This is a genomic window from Paraconexibacter sp. (assembly GCF_059438195.1).
Map to the genome: position 1 here is coordinate 1 of NZ_JBLKKY010000042.1, position 15131 is coordinate 15131.

Annotated in this window: 17 protein-coding genes; 8 read left to right on the forward strand and 9 right to left on the reverse strand. The window is 75.5% G+C overall.

Annotation, left to right across the window (positions count from 1 at the left end):
- The 5 genes from ACME2J_RS14440 to mtnA form a co-directional block, all read right to left on the reverse strand.
- A partial coding sequence (locus ACME2J_RS14440; protein WP_495545631.1) for an AlkA N-terminal domain-containing protein occupies nt 1–273 on the reverse strand: 273 nt, incomplete at its 3' end.
- On the reverse strand, nt 270–728 hold the full coding sequence (locus ACME2J_RS14445) for a methylated-DNA--[protein]-cysteine S-methyltransferase (RefSeq protein WP_495545632.1): 459 nt from the start codon (nt 726–728) through the stop codon (nt 270–272). The genes ACME2J_RS14440 and ACME2J_RS14445, both read right to left, overlap by 4 nt.
- On the reverse strand, nt 725–1696 hold the full coding sequence (locus ACME2J_RS14450; protein WP_495545633.1) for a zinc-dependent alcohol dehydrogenase: 972 nt from the start codon (nt 1694–1696) through the stop codon (nt 725–727). The genes ACME2J_RS14445 and ACME2J_RS14450 overlap by 4 nt, the downstream gene beginning before the upstream one ends.
- Nucleotides 1696–2664 (reverse strand): alcohol dehydrogenase catalytic domain-containing protein, encoded by a 969-nt coding sequence (locus ACME2J_RS14455; RefSeq protein WP_495545634.1) that lies wholly within the window; start codon nt 2662–2664, stop codon nt 1696–1698. The genes ACME2J_RS14450 and ACME2J_RS14455 overlap by 1 nt, the downstream gene beginning before the upstream one ends.
- Nucleotides 2661–3725 (reverse strand): S-methyl-5-thioribose-1-phosphate isomerase, encoded by a 1065-nt coding sequence (gene mtnA / locus ACME2J_RS14460; RefSeq protein ID WP_495545635.1) that lies wholly within the window; start codon nt 3723–3725, stop codon nt 2661–2663. Before mtnA ends, ACME2J_RS14455 begins: the two co-directional genes overlap by 4 nt.
- 49 nt (nt 3726–3774) lie before the next feature.
- Between mtnA and ACME2J_RS14465 the strand changes: the two genes are divergently transcribed.
- Entirely contained in the window at nt 3775–5568 is a 1794-nt protein-coding gene (locus ACME2J_RS14465) for a hypothetical protein (RefSeq protein ID WP_495545636.1), read from the forward strand.
- A gap of 45 nt (nt 5569–5613) precedes the next feature.
- On the opposite strand, the gene grxD is transcribed toward ACME2J_RS14465, so the two are convergent.
- Nucleotides 5614–6006, reverse strand: coding sequence for a Grx4 family monothiol glutaredoxin (gene grxD, locus ACME2J_RS14470; protein ID WP_495545637.1), 393 nt, complete (start codon nt 6004–6006; stop codon nt 5614–5616).
- A gap of 2 nt (nt 6007–6008) precedes the next feature.
- Nucleotides 6009–6239 (reverse strand): BolA family protein, encoded by a 231-nt coding sequence (locus tag ACME2J_RS14475; protein ID WP_495545638.1) that lies wholly within the window; start codon nt 6237–6239, stop codon nt 6009–6011.
- A 94-nt stretch (nt 6240–6333) separates the two neighbouring features.
- On the opposite strand from ACME2J_RS14475, the gene ACME2J_RS14480 reads away from it, so the two are divergent.
- Together ACME2J_RS14480 and ACME2J_RS14485 are read left to right on the forward strand one after the other, a co-directional pair.
- Nucleotides 6334–6717, forward strand: coding sequence for a HesB/IscA family protein (locus tag ACME2J_RS14480; RefSeq protein ID WP_495545639.1), 384 nt, complete (start codon nt 6334–6336; stop codon nt 6715–6717).
- Between the two features lie 263 nt (nt 6718–6980).
- Nucleotides 6981–7961, forward strand: a complete 981-nt coding sequence (locus ACME2J_RS14485; RefSeq protein WP_495545640.1) for a hypothetical protein — start codon at nt 6981–6983, stop codon at nt 7959–7961.
- On the opposite strand, the gene ACME2J_RS14490 is transcribed toward ACME2J_RS14485, so the two are convergent.
- A complete protein-coding gene (locus ACME2J_RS14490) occupies nt 7886–8947 on the reverse strand; it encodes a DUF389 domain-containing protein (RefSeq protein WP_495545641.1) in 1062 nt (353 codons plus the stop codon). The genes ACME2J_RS14485 and ACME2J_RS14490 overlap by 76 nt on opposite strands.
- A 28-nt stretch (nt 8948–8975) precedes the next feature.
- Nucleotides 8976–9668 (reverse strand): chlorite dismutase family protein, encoded by a 693-nt coding sequence (locus ACME2J_RS14495; RefSeq protein ID WP_495545642.1) that lies wholly within the window; start codon nt 9666–9668, stop codon nt 8976–8978.
- Between the two features lie 28 nt (nt 9669–9696).
- On the opposite strand from ACME2J_RS14495, the gene ACME2J_RS14500 reads away from it, so the two are divergent.
- From ACME2J_RS14500 to ACME2J_RS14520, 5 genes are all read left to right on the forward strand, one after another.
- Nucleotides 9697–11805 carry a hypothetical protein gene (locus tag ACME2J_RS14500; RefSeq protein ID WP_495545643.1) on the forward strand — a complete coding sequence of 703 codons (2109 nt, stop codon included), beginning with the start codon at nt 9697–9699 and terminating at the stop codon, nt 11803–11805.
- A 10-nt stretch (nt 11806–11815) separates the two neighbouring features.
- Nucleotides 11816–14170 (forward strand): flippase-like domain-containing protein, encoded by a 2355-nt coding sequence (locus tag ACME2J_RS14505; protein WP_495545644.1) that lies wholly within the window; start codon nt 11816–11818, stop codon nt 14168–14170.
- Entirely contained in the window at nt 14167–14490 is a 324-nt protein-coding gene (locus tag ACME2J_RS14510; protein WP_495545645.1) for a DUF4333 domain-containing protein, read from the forward strand. The genes ACME2J_RS14505 and ACME2J_RS14510 overlap by 4 nt, the downstream gene beginning before the upstream one ends.
- The gene (locus ACME2J_RS14515) at nt 14487–14759 is read left to right on the forward strand and encodes a GIY-YIG nuclease family protein (protein WP_495545646.1); all 273 of its coding nucleotides are present in this window, start codon (nt 14487–14489) and stop codon (nt 14757–14759) included. Before ACME2J_RS14510 ends, ACME2J_RS14515 begins: the two co-directional genes overlap by 4 nt.
- A 65-nt stretch (nt 14760–14824) precedes the next feature.
- The gene (locus tag ACME2J_RS14520; RefSeq protein WP_495545647.1) at nt 14825–15094 is read left to right on the forward strand and encodes a YdeI/OmpD-associated family protein; all 270 of its coding nucleotides are present in this window, start codon (nt 14825–14827) and stop codon (nt 15092–15094) included.
- The last annotated feature ends 37 nt before the right edge of the window (nt 15095–15131 follow it).

The following is a 15131-nucleotide window of genomic DNA, read 5'->3' on the forward strand; positions in this document are numbered from 1 at the left end:
GCCGACCGCCGCCCGCGCGCCGACGAGCGCCGTCAGCCGGCCCACGGCATCCGCGCGCGCATCCCGGCCGGGACGCCCCGCGAACCGCGCGCGGGCGCGATCGGGCCCGAGGTCGAGAGCGACGACGAGCGGGCCGTCGCGCGTCGGGACGACCCGCCGATACGTCGTGCCCTCCACGCTCTCGACCCCGGGGACCGCTCGGGCGGCGAGCCAGGCGAGGAGGCGCTCGCCGTCGAACGGCGTCGTGGGCGCGAGATCGGTCCCGGCGCTCACCCGCGCTCGAGCGCGAGGAGCGCGCGCTTGCGGGCGAGTCCGCCGGCGTACCCGGTGAGGCGGCCGCCCGCGCCGACGACCCGGTGGCAGGGCACGACGACGCAGAGGGGGTTGGCCGCGTTCGCCGCCCCGACCGCCCGGGCCGCCCCCGGTCGCCCGAGCGCGGCGGCGAGCTCGCCGTAGGTCCGCGTCTCGCCGTACGGGATCGCCGCGACGGCCGACCAGACACGGCGCTGCCACGCCGTGCCGTCGCCGCGGGCGGGCACCGTCATCTCGCGCCGCTCGCCGGCGAAGTACTCCTCGAGCTCGGCGCGGGCCGGGCCCAGCGCCCCGGCCACCTCCCGCCACTCGGGGTCACGTGGGAGGTCGAAGGCAGCGTGGCGCAGCGCGTCGCCGTCGCCGACGAGGCGCAGCGGGCCGATCGGGGTCGGCATGACGGTCGTGACGAGCCTCATGCAGATGCAACGGCGTCGCGGGCCGTCGTGTGAGGAGCGATGCGCGGGTCGACGACGACCTTGCGCGCGGCGCCGCCCGGCGACGGGGCGTGGAGCGCGCCGGCGAGCTGTTCGAGGGCGACGACGTCACCGAGGAGGGCGGCGCCGTCGACCTCTCCCGTGGCGAGCAGCGTGAGCGCCGCGTCGACCTCCGCGCGATCGTGGTGGAAGGCCCCGCGCACGTCGACCTCCTCGTAGTGGATCGCGCCCGCCGGCAGCGCCGCGCGCGTGCCGCTCGGACAGCCGCCGACGAGCACGGCGCACCCCCCGGGCGCGACGGCCGTCACGGCGTCCGCCCAGGCTTCGGGACGGCCGACCGCCTCGAAGACGAGATCGTGGCGCCCCTCGAGGCGCTCGGCGGTCCGCGCGCCCCAGGCCTCCGCCTGCGCCCGTCGCGCCGCATGGCGGTCGGCGAGCAGGACCTCCCGCCCGTCGAGGACGAGCAGCCGCGCGATCATGAGCCCCATCGAGCCGCCGCCGAGCACCGCGCAGTCGGCGCTCGACGTCCCTCGTGCGACGGCGTGCATGCACGCCGCGAGCGGCTCGGCGACCGCGGCCGTCGCGAAGTCGAGCCCGCGCGGGAGGGCATGGAGGGCAGCCGCGGGGACCGCGATGCGCTCCGCGAAGCCGCCGAGGATCCAGCGCATGCCGCGGCAGAGCTGGGCGCGGCCGGCGAGGCACGGCGCGCAGCGCCCGCACGCGACCGAGTCGCCCACGAGCACCGCCTCGCCGGTGTCGGCCCGGACCCCCGCCATCTCGTGACCGAACCGGCAGGGGTACGGGCCGAGGATGCGATGCCCGTGACGCAGCATCTTCGCGTCCGTCCCGCACGCCGTCGCGGCGCGGATCTCGACGACGACCTCGCCGCGCGGGTCCGGGACCTCCTCGACGCGGAGGTCGTCCGGGCCGTGGAGGACGGCGGCGCGCATCACGGGACGACGAGCGCCTTGATCGCCGAGCCGGTCCGCTGCAGGTCGAGTGCCCGTGCCGTCTCCGCGAGCGGGAGGCGATGCGTGACGAGGGGGAGCGGATCGACCTCGCCGGTGCGCAGGAGCGCGAGCGCGGCGCGCATCTCCGCGGGGCCGGCCGAGTAGCTGTGGTGGATCTCCGCCTCCGCGAGGTAGAGCGGGAGCGCAGGGAGGTCGAGCCGCGCCTCCGGGGAGGGCGGGGCGTAGAGACACAGTGCGCCGCCCGGCGCGAGCGCACCGGCGGCGTCGGCGATCGCGGCGGCCGCCGGGGTGCACACCAGAGCGACGTCGGCCTCCTCCGCGCCCTCGTGGACGGTCGCGCCGAGACGCACGGCGAGCGCGCGCCTCTCCTCCCGCGGCTCGCGGACGAGCACGCGCGCCACGCCACGGGCGCGTGCGGCCGCGACCGCGAGGAGGCCGCTCGTGCCCGCCCCGACGACGAGGAGGGCGTCGTCGGGCCCGAGCCGCGTGCGATCGAAGGCGCGCAGCACGCAGGCGAGCGGCTCGGTGAACGTGGCCCGCTCGACGTCGAGCCCGTCGAGCGGCAGGAGCTCGTCGACGAGGTCCGCCGGGACGCGCACGCGCTCCGCGAACCCGCCCGGATCGAGGGCCGTCGTGCGGAAGCGGTCGCAGAGCGTCTCGTGCCCGCGACGGCACCGCCGGCACTCGCCGCACGGCGCGTGGTGGTGGACGACGACCCGGTCGCCCGGCGCGAGGCCGTCGACGCCCGCGCCGACCGCCTCCACCTCGGCGCACAGCTCGTGCCCGAGGACGACCGGCACCTTCTTCGCGACCCACCCCCGGCTCACGTCCGACCCGCACACGCCGCACGCGAGGACGCGGCCGACGACCTCTCCCGGCCCGGCGACGGGATCCTCGATCTCGACGATCTCGACGTCGTCCGGGGAGGTCGAGCGCGCCGCCCTCACGCGACGCCCGCCTGGGACCGCGGCGGCACGAGCCGCAGGACGCCCTCGCGGTCGACGGGGCGGGCGACGCCGCGCTCGGTGACGAGAGCGGAGACGAGCCGGGCCGGCGTGACGTCGAACGCCGGGTTGCGTGCCGCCGACCCCTCGGGCGCGACCTCGCGGCCGTCGAAGCTCGTCACCTCGCCGGGGGCGCGCTCCTCGATGACGATGCCCTCGCCGCTCTCGAGGCCCGGGTCGATCGTCGACGTCGGGCCGGCGACGACGAACGGGATCCCGGCGTCGGCGGCGGCGAGCGCGTGGGCGAGCGTGCCGACCTTGTTCGCCGCGTCGCCGTTCGCCGCGACGCGGTCGCATCCGACGACGACGGCGTCGACCTCGCCGCGGAGGATGAGCCCCGCGGCCGCGCCGTCGACGAGCACGGCGTGGGGGAGGCCGCGGCGGCGGAGCTCCCACGCGGTGAGCCGGGCTCCCTGGAGGAGCGGCCGGGTCTCGCACGCGAGGACCTCGACCGCGACGCCGCGGTCGGCGAGGGCGCCGATGACGCCGAGGGCGCTGCCCGTCCCGCCGGTCGCCAGCGCCCCGGCGTTGCAGTGCGTGAGGATGCGGACGCGCTCGCCGCCGACGAGGCCCGCGAGGAGATCGGCGCCGAGCCGGCCGATCTCGGCGGAGGCCGCATGCTCCTCGGCCTCGATCGCCTCGGCCTCGGCCCGCGCGGCTGCCGCCATGCGGGCGGGGCCGGCGGCGAGGGCCGCGTCGCGGACCCGGTCGACCGCCCAGGCGAGGTTGACGGCGGTCGGACGCGCGTCGCGCAGCGCGGCGGCCGCGTCCTCGAGCGTGCCGAGGGACGGCTCCGCGCGGAGCGCGGCCGCGAGGCCGTAGGCCCCGGCGATCCCGATGTTCGGGGCGCCCCGGACGACGAGCCGCCGGATCGCGTCGACGAGCTCCGCGGTCGTCTCGGGCACGACCCACGCCTCCTCGTGCGGGAGCCGGGTCTGGTCGAGGAGGTGGAGGCGGGAGCCGTCCCAGCGCAGCGCGGCGTGCTCTCCGGTCGGCAGATCCATCGAGGCAATCCTACGGCCGGGGATCGCATCGGCCGATAGTGGTCGTGCCATGGGCAGGATCCTCCGCTACGGTGCCGCCGTGCCGCGCCTCACCGCTCTCGCCGCCGTGCTCCTCCTCGTCGGGCCCGCGGCGACGCCGGCACGCGCGCAGGCCGAGCCGATCATGCCGCTCGCGGAGGTGGGGCCCGGCCTCGCCTGCTGGGGCGCGACCGTCGTCCGGGGCGTGGACATCACGACCTTCGGCGTCGAGGTCCTCGACGTCATCGCCGGTGACACGGGCGCCGCGAGCCCCCGCATCCTCGTCCGCGTCTCGGGGCCGGCCGTCGACGCGACCGGCATCGGGCCCGGCTTCTCGGGATCGCCGATCCGCTGCCTGGATGCCGCGGGCGTCCCGCGGAACATCGGCGCGATCAGCGAGGGGATCGGCGAGTACGGCGGCAAGGTCGTGCTCGCGACGCCGATCGAGCTCATCCTCGGCACGGACGTCGCCGTCCCGGCGGCCACGCGACGGGCGCCGCGCACGCTGCGCGCGGCGCGACCGCTCGCGAGCCCGCTCTCGGTCTCGGGCGTGAGCGGGCCCGTGGCGCGGCTCCTGCGCCGCGCCGCGCGTCGCGCGGGGCGCCCGCTCGCCATCTCGCCGGCGGGGGCGCCGCGGAGCCGCTCCGTCTTCCCGGTCCAGCCGCTCGTGCCGGGCGCCTCCGTGTCGGTCGGCCTCGCGAGCGGCGCGGTGAGCGTCGGCGCGATCGGGACGGTCGCCTACGCGGCCGGCGACGCCGTCTGGGCCTTCGGACACCCGTTCGACGGCGTGGGGGCCCGCTCGCTCCTCCTCCAGGACGCGTGGGTGCACACGGTCGTCTCGAACCCGCTCGGCTCCGAGGAGCTCACGACGTACAAGCTCGCGTCCCCGGGCCACGACGTCGGCACCCTGACGAACGACGGGAACAACGCGGTCGCCGGACGGGTCGGCGCGCTCCCCGCCCGCTTCCCGCTGCGGATCGTCACGACCGATGTCGACCGGGACCGCACCCGCGTCCAGGAGATCACCGTCGCCGACGAGTCGCGGCTCGGCCTGCCGACCGGCGTCTCCGGGCTCGGGATCGCCGCCCCGACGGCGATCGGCAACGGCGCGCTCGCCGCGCTCGACGGCGGCCCGGCCCGGCAGTCCGGGCAGATGTGCATGCGCATCGAGCTGCGCGGGCGCGAGAGGCCGCTGCGGTTCTGCAACCGCTACGTCGGCGGCGGACCTGGTCCCAACGGCGCCGCGATCACCGACGTCTCGACCGCGATCGCGCTGCTCGACTCCTTCGAGCTCGGCGTCCTCGACATCGACCGCGTGGAGGTCAACCTCCGTCTCTCACGGGAGTATCCGCAGGCCTACCTCCGGTCGATCCGCGCGCCGCGTCGCGCCCGGCGGGGGTCGACGATCCCGGTCCGGCTCTCGCTGCGTCGCTCGCGCGGCGCCGCGATCACGCGCACGGTCCGGATCCGGATCCCCCGGGACACGCCGCGCGGGGTGCGCGAGCTGCGCCTCACGGGCGCCGCTCCCGACTCGCCCACGGGAGCCGAGGAGGCGCTCATCGACGTCCTCGACGTGGGTGGGCTCTTCGGGGACGAGGGGGCGGACGGGGGCGAGGCCTCCGGGCCGGCGACGGTCGACGAGCTCGCGGAGGAGATCGCCGCGATCCGCCGCGACGACCGCATGCGGGTCTCGTTCTCCGACCCCGACGACCCTGTCGTCGATCCCGAGACGGGGGAGACGCTGGACCCGGGCCGCCCGGTCGCGCGCGTCGGGGATCTGCGAATCGGCGGCCGGGCGAGCCGCCGCATCCGCATCACGGGCTGAGCCCAGGGAACGGGCTCCGCGGCCGCGCGTCGCGGCCGCCGTCGTCTAGGAGAGGCGGTTCTCGATGCCGAGAGGGCCCTGCGAGGCGTCGGGGGCCTGCGACGGCGCCTCCTCGGGCGTCTCGACCTTGAGCGCCGACGCGAGCTCGCCGGTCTCGTACATCTCCATGACGATGTCGCAGCCGCCGATGAGCTCGCCCGAGACGAAGAGCTGGGGGATCGTCGGCCAGCTCGAGAGCGCGGAGAGCTCCTGGCGGATGCGCGGGTCCGGGAGGATGTCGACCGCGGCGAACGGCGCGCCGAGCGCCTGGAGAGCGGCGACGGTGCGGGCGGAGAAGCCGCACGCCGGCGCGTCCGGCGTGCCCTTCATGAAGAGGATGACCTCGTTCTCCTTGATCGCCTCGGCGATCGCTTCGCGGATCGGGTTGTCGTCGGACATGGTCACTCCGGGGTTCTTGTGGTGAGGCTGAGGGCGTGGATCGGGCCGCCGATCTCGTCTCCGAAGATGTCGTAGACGAGTCGGTGCTGCGCGATCCTCGAGAGACCGTCGAACTGCGGGGCGACGACGGTCGCACGGAAGTGGTCCCCTCCGCCCGTCCAGTCCTCGACCTCTGCGGTCGCACCCGGGAGGGCGGCCTCGATACGGTTCTTCAGATCGGCTGTCGTCGGCATCGGGTCTCCGAGCGTAGCGCAGAGACCCCTCTGCTCTCGGCTGCGGGGAAGCCCCTCGGAGTCGGTCGCGCGGACCGCTATACTTCGTGAAGCGATGAGCACCCAGGTCACCTACAACGCCAAGGGCATCACCTTCTCGGAGAAGGGCGCCGAGAAGGTCCAGGAGTTCCTCGCCGCCCAGGAGGCCGACGTGAGCGTCGCCGGTCTGCGCGTGGGCGTGAAGGGCGGGGGCTGCTCCGGCTTCCAATACCAACTCGCCTTCGACGAGCAGCGGGACGGCGACATCGTCTTCGAGGATCACGGTCTGCGCATCCTCGTGGACAGTCCCAGCCTGCCGTACGTCGACGGCTCGACGATCGACTACATCGAGGCGATGACCGGCGCCGGGTTCCAGGTGAACAACCCGAACGTCGTCGCGGCCTGCGGCTGCGGGTCGTCGTTCCGCGTCGAGGACGAGGACGAGGTCAGCGCGGTCTGACCCTCCGCCGCGCCGCCGCGGCCGCGGCGGCGCTGCTCCTCGGGCTCGCCGTCTCGTCCTGCGCGGACGACGTCGACCCGCGACTCGCCGAGCGCGCCGACGGCCCCCGCGAACAACGTCTCGCGCTGGGGCTCACCGAGTTCAACGCGCAGCTCACGCTGCCGGCCGGCGCGGGGCCACCGCCCGCGGGCTTCGCCGGCTACCGCGACCGCGTCGAGGCGCTGCGTCCTCGCTACGTCCGCGTCGTCGTCGACTGGCCGCGCGTGCAGCCGGACCCGTCCGCGCCCGCCGACCTCGCCCAGCCGCAGGACGGCTGCCTCCGCGGCGCGCCGCCGTGCGCGCCGTTCGCGGGGCTGCGGACCCAGCTCGAGGCGATCCGCGAGCAGCAGCGCCTCCACGGAGGCTGGGAGGTCGTCGTCGTCATCGCCTGGACGCCCGAGTGGGCGGCGCTCCCCGCGCGCGGATGCGAGCAGGAGGGCGCGCAGCCGCGGATGCGCCCGATCACCGCCGAGGGGCTGCGCGCCTACCGCCGGCTCATCGGCGACCTCGTCGCCCTCGGCCGCGACGTCGGCGTGCCGCTGCGGTGGTGGAGCCCGTGGAACGAGCCGAACCACCCGACGTTCGTGAGTCCCCAGAGGGACCGCTGTGACGCATCGGCGCCCTCGAACGCTCCCGCGGTCTACGAGCGCTTCGTCCGGGCGGCCCGCGAGGAGCTCGCGGCAGCGGGCGGGGACCGCCGACTCGTGCTCGGCGAGCTCGCCGGCTTCCGCGCGCCCGGGCCGCGGTCGACCGGCGTCACCGAGTTCGTCTCCGCGCTCCCGGACGACGTCGCGTGCGCGGGGGACGTCTGGGCCCAGCACCAGTACGTCCGTCCCGACCGCCGGCAGCACGACGCGGTCGGCGAGCTCCGCGCGGCGCTCGACCGCCGCGAGTGCACGCAGGACCGGCCGATCTGGGTGACGGAGACCGGGGTGGGAGGCAATCGGGTGAGTGGCCCGCGTCCGGTCGACGAGCCGTCGCTGCGCGCGCAGTGCCGCGCCCAGCACGCCCAGCTCGTCGAATGGGACGCGACACCGGGCGTCGAGGCGGTCTTCCAGTACACCGCCCGGGAGGACCCGCTCTACCCCGTCGCGCTGTTCGACCCGCCGCTGCGGCGGGTCTATCCCGTCTACGGCGCCTGGCGGGCGTGGGCGGAGACCGGGCCGGACGAGCCGGTGCCGGCGCTCCCGGAGGTCTGTCGCTGATCGCCCGTGCGCCCGATCTCGCGACGGGTCCCGGCGATGCGCTCGACGACCACGACCGTCCCGTCGGGAACGTCGGCGGCGAGGCGCCGCCGGAGATCGTCGTCGTCGGCGGGCCCCCTGAGTCCGAGGACGGTGATGTGGAGGTCGTCGCCGCGGTACTCCGCCGAGATCACGCGCTCCCCGCGCTCGCCGGCCCACTCCTCGGCGGTCGCGAGAGCCGCGGCTTCCCTCGTCTCGCGGACGACCGTGTGCAGCGTCCCCGCCGCAAGGGCGAGGACGAGGACGACGGACACGGCGCCGACGACGCGGTACGCGCGGCGGCGGTCGAAGCCCGGCACCGCGTCGGTGCGGGCGTGCCCGACGGCCGTGAAGACGAGGCACGCGGTGACGATGATCGCGACGACGTTCGTCCCGAAGAGGAGGAGGGCGCCGAGGGCCTTCGCGAGCTCGTCCTCGACGGCCGTCACGCCCACGACCGCGAGGGGCGGGACGAGCGAGATCGCGATCGCGACCCCGGGGAGGATGTCGCCGACGTCCTTGCGGGCGATCGCGTAGGCGCCCGCGAGGCCGGTCGCGGCGGCGGCGAGCAGGTCCACGAGGCCCGGGCTCACGCGACCGGTGACCTGCGAGTTGTCGGAGAGCGAGACGACGTCCGGGAGCACGAGCGCGACGACGGCGCCGATCCCCGCGACGGCCGTGGCGCCGAGGAGGAGCAGCAGGAGGTGGGTGCCGAGCGACCCCGGCCGTCCGACGACGATCGAGTGGGCGACCCCGTGGATCGGCGTCGCGAGGGGGGCGATGATCATCGCGCCGATGACGGTCGCCGTCGAGTCGGCGACGATGCCGGCGCTCGCGATGACGGCCGAGAGGACGAGGAGCGCCCAGTAGCGCGACCGCTTCGCCGCGACGTCGCCGGTGTCGAGGAGGACGGCCTCGGCGACCTCGTCGGCCGTCCGCCGAGGACCCGCGAGGACGGCGGTCCACACGGTCCCCACGGAGACGCCCCGGTCGCGCCTAGCCGATGGCCTCGCGGGTGAGCGCCCCGCCGTCGAGCGCGTTGACCGCGCGCTCGACCGACGCCCGGATGCACGTGAAGCTCGGGGTGTCGCGCTCCGTCCACGCCGACGCCTCGGTCGTGCGCAGCCGCTGCACGAGGTCGAGGAACGCCCCCGCGTCGTCGGTGTCGAACGCGACGACGAACTCCTGGTCGTCGAGGCCGAAGCAGTACGTCGTGTGGTTGTCCACGGTCGGGTACTCCTTCCCGACGCGGATGTGCTCCTGCATGATCCGCCAGCGCTCGTCGGGCTCGAGCCCGTACCACTCGCGGCGCTTCACGAACGGGTAGACGAAGAGGTACTTCCCGTTGAAGGGCCGGGGCTGATGGCGCTGCTCGTCGCTGTACTCGGAGGTCTTGCGCAGGCCGAGGAACGAGTACGGCTGCTCGGCCCACTGCATGAGGCCGCTCTGGACGAGGACGACGTGGAACTCGTGGATCCGGTCGAGGTTCTCGGTCTCGACGACGAGCATGAGCTCGGCGTCCCCCCGGGTCCCGACGAGCGAGAACGCCTGGAGGAAGTGGTCCTCGGCGAAGTCGCTGCACGCCGCGAGGAACTCGCGCTTGTGCTCGGCCCGCTCGGCCTCCGGCAGGCGGCGCCATGCGGGATCCATCTTGAGGAACGTGTACTTGACGAAGTGGCGGTCGGCCATGGCTCTCGTTCGAACTATAGTCACGGCGATGTCTGTGCCCCGCCGCGTGGGTGCGGCGCCGCGCCCGACGCGGACGCGGCCCCTCCTCGCACTCGCGGGCCTCCTCGCGACGGCCGTCGCGGCCGTCCTCCTCGTCGTCGGCCCGGTCGCCTCGGCGGAGGCCGCCGACCGCGCTCCGCGCGTCGTCCTCGCGTTCCTCCCCTTCGACGAGGATCCGCCCGACGACGGCGTCCTCCCGCGCGTCTCGATCCTCGACCGGCTCGAGGAGCGCGCGGCCCTCGCGCTCGGGCTCACGGGCGCCTCGCAGGGCACGTACAAGCAGATCCAGGCCTTCCTCGACATGAGCCAGGGATCGCGGGTCTCGACGGCGACCTACCGTCCGACGGAGCCGCCCGAGCTCGAGCTCTACCCGGAGGGCGTCGGCGGGCTCTACCAGCGCTGGCTCGAGACCCTCGACCGCGCCGACGACGCGCCCGCGGACGTGCGGCCGGGCCTGCTCGGCGAGGCCGTCCCCGGCGGGACGGCGTACGTCGGCGTCGAGGGCCGCCACCACCTCGAGGGCATCGTCGCCGCAGATCGCGCCGGCCGGATCGACCTCGTCTCGATCGGCGCCGGGCGCGACGTCGCCGACCGCGCGCTCGGGGCGCTGACGTCGAAGCGCTTCGTCGTCGTCGGGTTGCCGACGGGGGAGCCCGGCGGGCACGCGCTCAACGAGCTCATCAACAGCCACGACCCGCGGGACCTCCTCATCGTCATGCAGACGCCGCCCGACTTCCGGGCGCCGCAGCTCCTCCCGACCGGCGTGCTCGGGCTCGGGACGCCGGGGGGGCTGCGCTCGGACACGACGAGGCGCGACGGCCTCGTCGCCGGGATCGACATCCTCCCCACGGTCCTCCGGCATCTCGGCGTCGAGGTCCCGTCCGGAGTCGCGGGTCGCGTCATCCGCGTCGAGGGGAAGCGCGACGCCGACGCGCTGAGGGAGCTCAACTCCCGGCTGCGCGTGCTCGGGTCCCGTCGCTTCCCGGCGCTCGAGACGATGATCGCGGTCTGGCTCTCGGTCCTCCTCGTCGCCGGGTTCTTCGCGGACCGCCGCGGCGTCCGCGCGGGCCTGCGGGTCGGTGCGCTCGCGTTCCTCTGGATCCTCCCGGTGCTCCTCGTGACCGCGGCCCTCGCCCCGAGCCGCGACGCGGAGCTCCTCCTCGTGGCCGGGCTCGCGTTCGGCCTGGGGCTGCTCACGGACCGTCTCGTCCCATGGCCCCGGGGGCCGGTGGTGCCCGGCCTCGTGACGGCCCTCGTCTACATCGCCGACCTCGTCCAGGGGTCCGACCTCATCATCCGCTCGCTCCTCGGGCCGAACCCGCGGTTCGGCTCGCGTTACTACGGGATCGGCAACGAGCTCGAGTCCTCGCTGCCGGTCGTCCTCTTCCTCGGCCTCGCCGCTCTCCTGTGGCGCCACGGGCGCTCCCGCCGCTCCGCCGCCGTCTTCGCGACGGGGGGCATCGTCCTCGGGGTCGCGGTCGGAGCGGGCCGGCTCGGCGCCGACGTCGGCGGCGTCATCACGATCGGCGCCGGGACGGCGGTCGCCACGGTGCTCATGCTTCCCGGCGGCTTCACGAAGCTGCGGGCCGCGGTCGTCCTCGCGGTCCCGGCGCTCGCCCTCGCCGCGCTCGCCGCGATCGACCTCGCGACGGGAGGCGACGGGCACTTCACGAGGACGGTCCTGCGCGCGGAGGAGGGCAGTGACCTCGTCGACACGGTCGAGCGGCGCTTCGAGCTCGCCTGGAACGTCCTCACACGAGGTCTCATGCCGTACGCGACGGCGATCTCGGCGTTCGCGATCGCCTACGCGTGGAAGTACCGGCGTCGCATCTTCGCCCCGCTCGCAGGCGATCCGGCCTGGCGCGCGGCCTTCCTCGGCGGGGCGGCCGCGGGCATCGCCGGCGCGGCCTCCAACGACTCGGGTCCGATGCTCCTCCTCATCGCGACCGTCGTCCTCGCGATCGGCGTGGCGTACGTCCGGGGTGATCCGCGACTGGCCGACGCGGATCTCCGTGCGGCGGACACGACGATCGACGATCTCGCGCCGCACACCGGGACGCGCCCTGCGGACTCCCGGTCCATGGTCGCCGACCGGTAGAGTGCCGCGGATGCGCATCGCGCTGGTGTCCCCATACTCGTGGACGTATCCGGGCGGTGTGACGCGGCACATCGAGGCGCTCGCCGAGCAGTTCACTGATCGGGGGCACGACGTGCGCGTCCTCGCCCCGTTCGATCCGCCGGACGGCCTCTCCGCTCGCCTGCACCGCGGCGCGCACCCGGAGCAGCGCCCGATGCCGGACTACCTCGTGCCGCTCGGCCGCACGGTGGGGTTTCCCGCGAACGGCGCGGTGTCGAACCTCTCCGTCCTGCCGCAGACCGTGAACGTCCTGCGCCGGACGCTCGAGACCGGCGGCTTCGACGTCGTGCACGTCCACGAGCCCGTCGCGCCGGTCGTCGGCTGGGACGTCCTCTGCTCGACCGACGTCCCGCTCGTCGGCACGTTCCACTGCTACTCGACGAACCCCCTCACGAACGGGACGGCGGCGAACGTCCTCGGCGCCCGCCGCCGGCTCAACCGCCTGCGCGTGAGGATCGCGGTGAGCGAGGCGGCGGCGTGGACGGGTCGGCGCTTCTACGGGGGCCGCTACCGCGTCATCCCGAACGGCGTGACGGTCCCCGACGGGTCCGCCGTCGATCTCGCGGCCGGCGCGGGCACGCCGGCGCCGGGGCCGCTCCACATCGTCTTCGTCGGGCAGGCGGTCGAGCGCAAGGGCCTCCCGCTGCTGCTGCGCGCCTTCGAGGCGCTGCGCGAGCACGTCCCGGTGCGGCTCACCGTCGTCGGCGCCGGGCACGAGGACGTCGCCCCCGTCCTCCTCGACCAGCGCGGCGTGACGGCGCTCGGGAAGGTCGACGACGCGACGAAGCACGCGGTGCTCCGGGACGCCGACGTCCTCGCCGCTCCGTCGCTCGGTGGCGAGAGCTTCGGGATGGTCCTCACGGAGGCCTTCGCGGCGGGGACGCCGGTCGTCGCCTCCGACATCGCGGGCTACCGCGACGTCGTCCGCGACGGCGTCGACGGCGTGCTCGTCCCGCGCGGGGACGCGACGGCCCTCGCCGAGACGCTCCGCGCCCTCGCGCTCGACCCGCAGCGCCGGGCGCGCATGGGCGCCGCGGCCGCCGAGCACGCCGAGCGCTACGCCTGGCCGCGGGTCGCCGCAGAGGTGGAGTCCGCCTACGAGGACGCGATCGACTGCCCCGAGCCCGCGACCGCCGTCCAGCGCGCGGCCGTGCGGGTCGGCGCGATCCCCGCGGACCTCGGGCCGCGCGTGCCGGCCCAGCGCCTCGCATCCCTCGAACCGGCTCCCGAGGCGGGCGCGCCACGTCGCGGCTTCGCGATCGCGCGCCGGGTCGGCGCCGGCGTCGCGGGCCTCGCGGGCGCGGGTCTCGCCGTGCTCGCGCTCCAGCGCATCGGCGTGGACCGCGTCGGGCAGTCGCTCATCGACAGCTCGCCGCCGTGGGTGCTCCTCGCGCTCGGGCTCATGTGCCTCTCGATGGCGGTGCGCGCCCTGTCGTGGACCGCGATCCTGCGCGCCGCGCTGCCGGCGAGGCGCGTCCGCACCGCGGACGCGATGCAGGGCACGTTCATCGGCGTGCTCATGTCCGCGACGCTCCCGGCGCGGCTCGGCGAGCCCGCGCGCGCGATGATCGTCGCGAGGCGGGTCGGACACCCGCGCGAGAGCTTCCCGGTCGTCCTCGGCACGATCGTCTCGCAGACGCTTCTCAACCTCCTCGCGCTCGTCATCCTCGGGATCGTCATGTTCTCGTCCGTCGGGTACTTCCGCGGACAGCACAGCGCGCTCCTCCTCTTCGCCATCGCGCCGGTCGCCGTGCTCCTCGTCGTGCTCGTCCTGCCGGCGCTGCTGCGCGGCGGCCTGCCGTCGCGCTCGCGGCGGGTGTCGAACGCGCTCCACAAGGCGCGCTCCGCGCTCGTGCAGGTCCGCGACGGCCTCACCGTCTTCCGCCGCCCGCGCAAGGCGGCGATCGCGACGAGCGCGCAGCTCACCGCGTGGGCGATCCAGTGGGCCTCGTGCTACGTCCTGCTCGTCGCGTTCGGCCTCGACGACCAGGCGGGCATCGGCGCCGCGGCGGCGGTGCTCTTCGCGGTGAACGTGACCGCCGTCCTGCCGGCGACGCCGTCGAACCTCGGCGTCTTTCAGGCGGCCTGCGTCGCCGTCCTCACAGGCGCCTACGGGGTCTCGAGCGCCGACGCGCTCGGGTACGGCATCGTGCTGCAGGCGGTCGAGATGGCGACCGCCGTCGTGATGGGTGCGCCGGCGCTCCTCAAGGAGGGGCTGAGCTGGAAGGACGTCCGGCTCCGCGCTCTGCACGCCTCTCCCGTCGAGCTCCCGCCACACCCGGCCTACGCCCGCCGCAGCCGCGGCTCGGAGCGCGTCGAGGCGTGAGCGGGGCGCGTGCGGCCGTCGTCGCCGTCGCCGTGCCCCTCGTCCTCGCCGCGGCCGGCTGCGAGTCGACGACGCTCGACGAGGGGGGCCTCGAGCAGGAGATCGCGGCCGAGCTCGAGCGTCGCACCGCCGAGCGGCCGTCCGTCGACTGCCCGGCCGACGCCGAGGCCGTCGCGGGCTCGACGTTCCGGTGCCGGCTGCGGCTCGCCGACGGCTCGGCGTCCGCGGTCCGGGTGACCGTGCTCAGCGAGGCCGGCGACATCCGCTTCGAGCTGCTCCCGCCGGGCGCCGTGCCCGACGAGGGGGAGGGGGCGGGGTGAGCGCCGCGTGGGTCTACCTCGTGCGGTGCGCCGACGGCTCGCTCTACTGCGGGTGGACGACCGACGTCGATGCGCGGCTCGCCGCGCACAACGCGGGGCGCGGCGCGCGCTACACGCGAGCCCGGCTCCCCGTCGCGGTCGTCTGGTCGGCGCCGATGCCCGACCGGGCGAGCGCGCAGCGCGAGGAGGCGCGGATCAAGGGGCTCACGAGAGCCGAGAAGCTCGCGCTCGTCGCGTCCGGCAGGCGGGACTCCCCGGCGTCTCCGTGAGCGCGGTCGAGGTTCGGGACGCCCGCCCCCGAGGGGCGCGACGCTAGGCGCATTACCATCACGCCATGACCGTCGATCAGGTGGCCGGCGGCGTCGTCCACGAGATGCCCGCCGATCTCCGCGAGGCGCTCCTCGCGAACCCGACCGCGCTCGACCTCTGGAACGACTGCACGCCCCTGGGCCGCAACGAGTTCATCTGCTGGGTCGAGGACGCGAAACGCGACGAGACCCGCGCGCGCCGCATCCGTCGCACCCAGGAGGAGCTCGAGGAGGGCAAGCGCCGCCCCTGCTGCTGGCCCGGCTGCAAGCACCGGGAGCGGACCGGCAAGCCGTAGGAGCGACATGTGGCGCGGCTGCGGCGTGTGCTCGCGG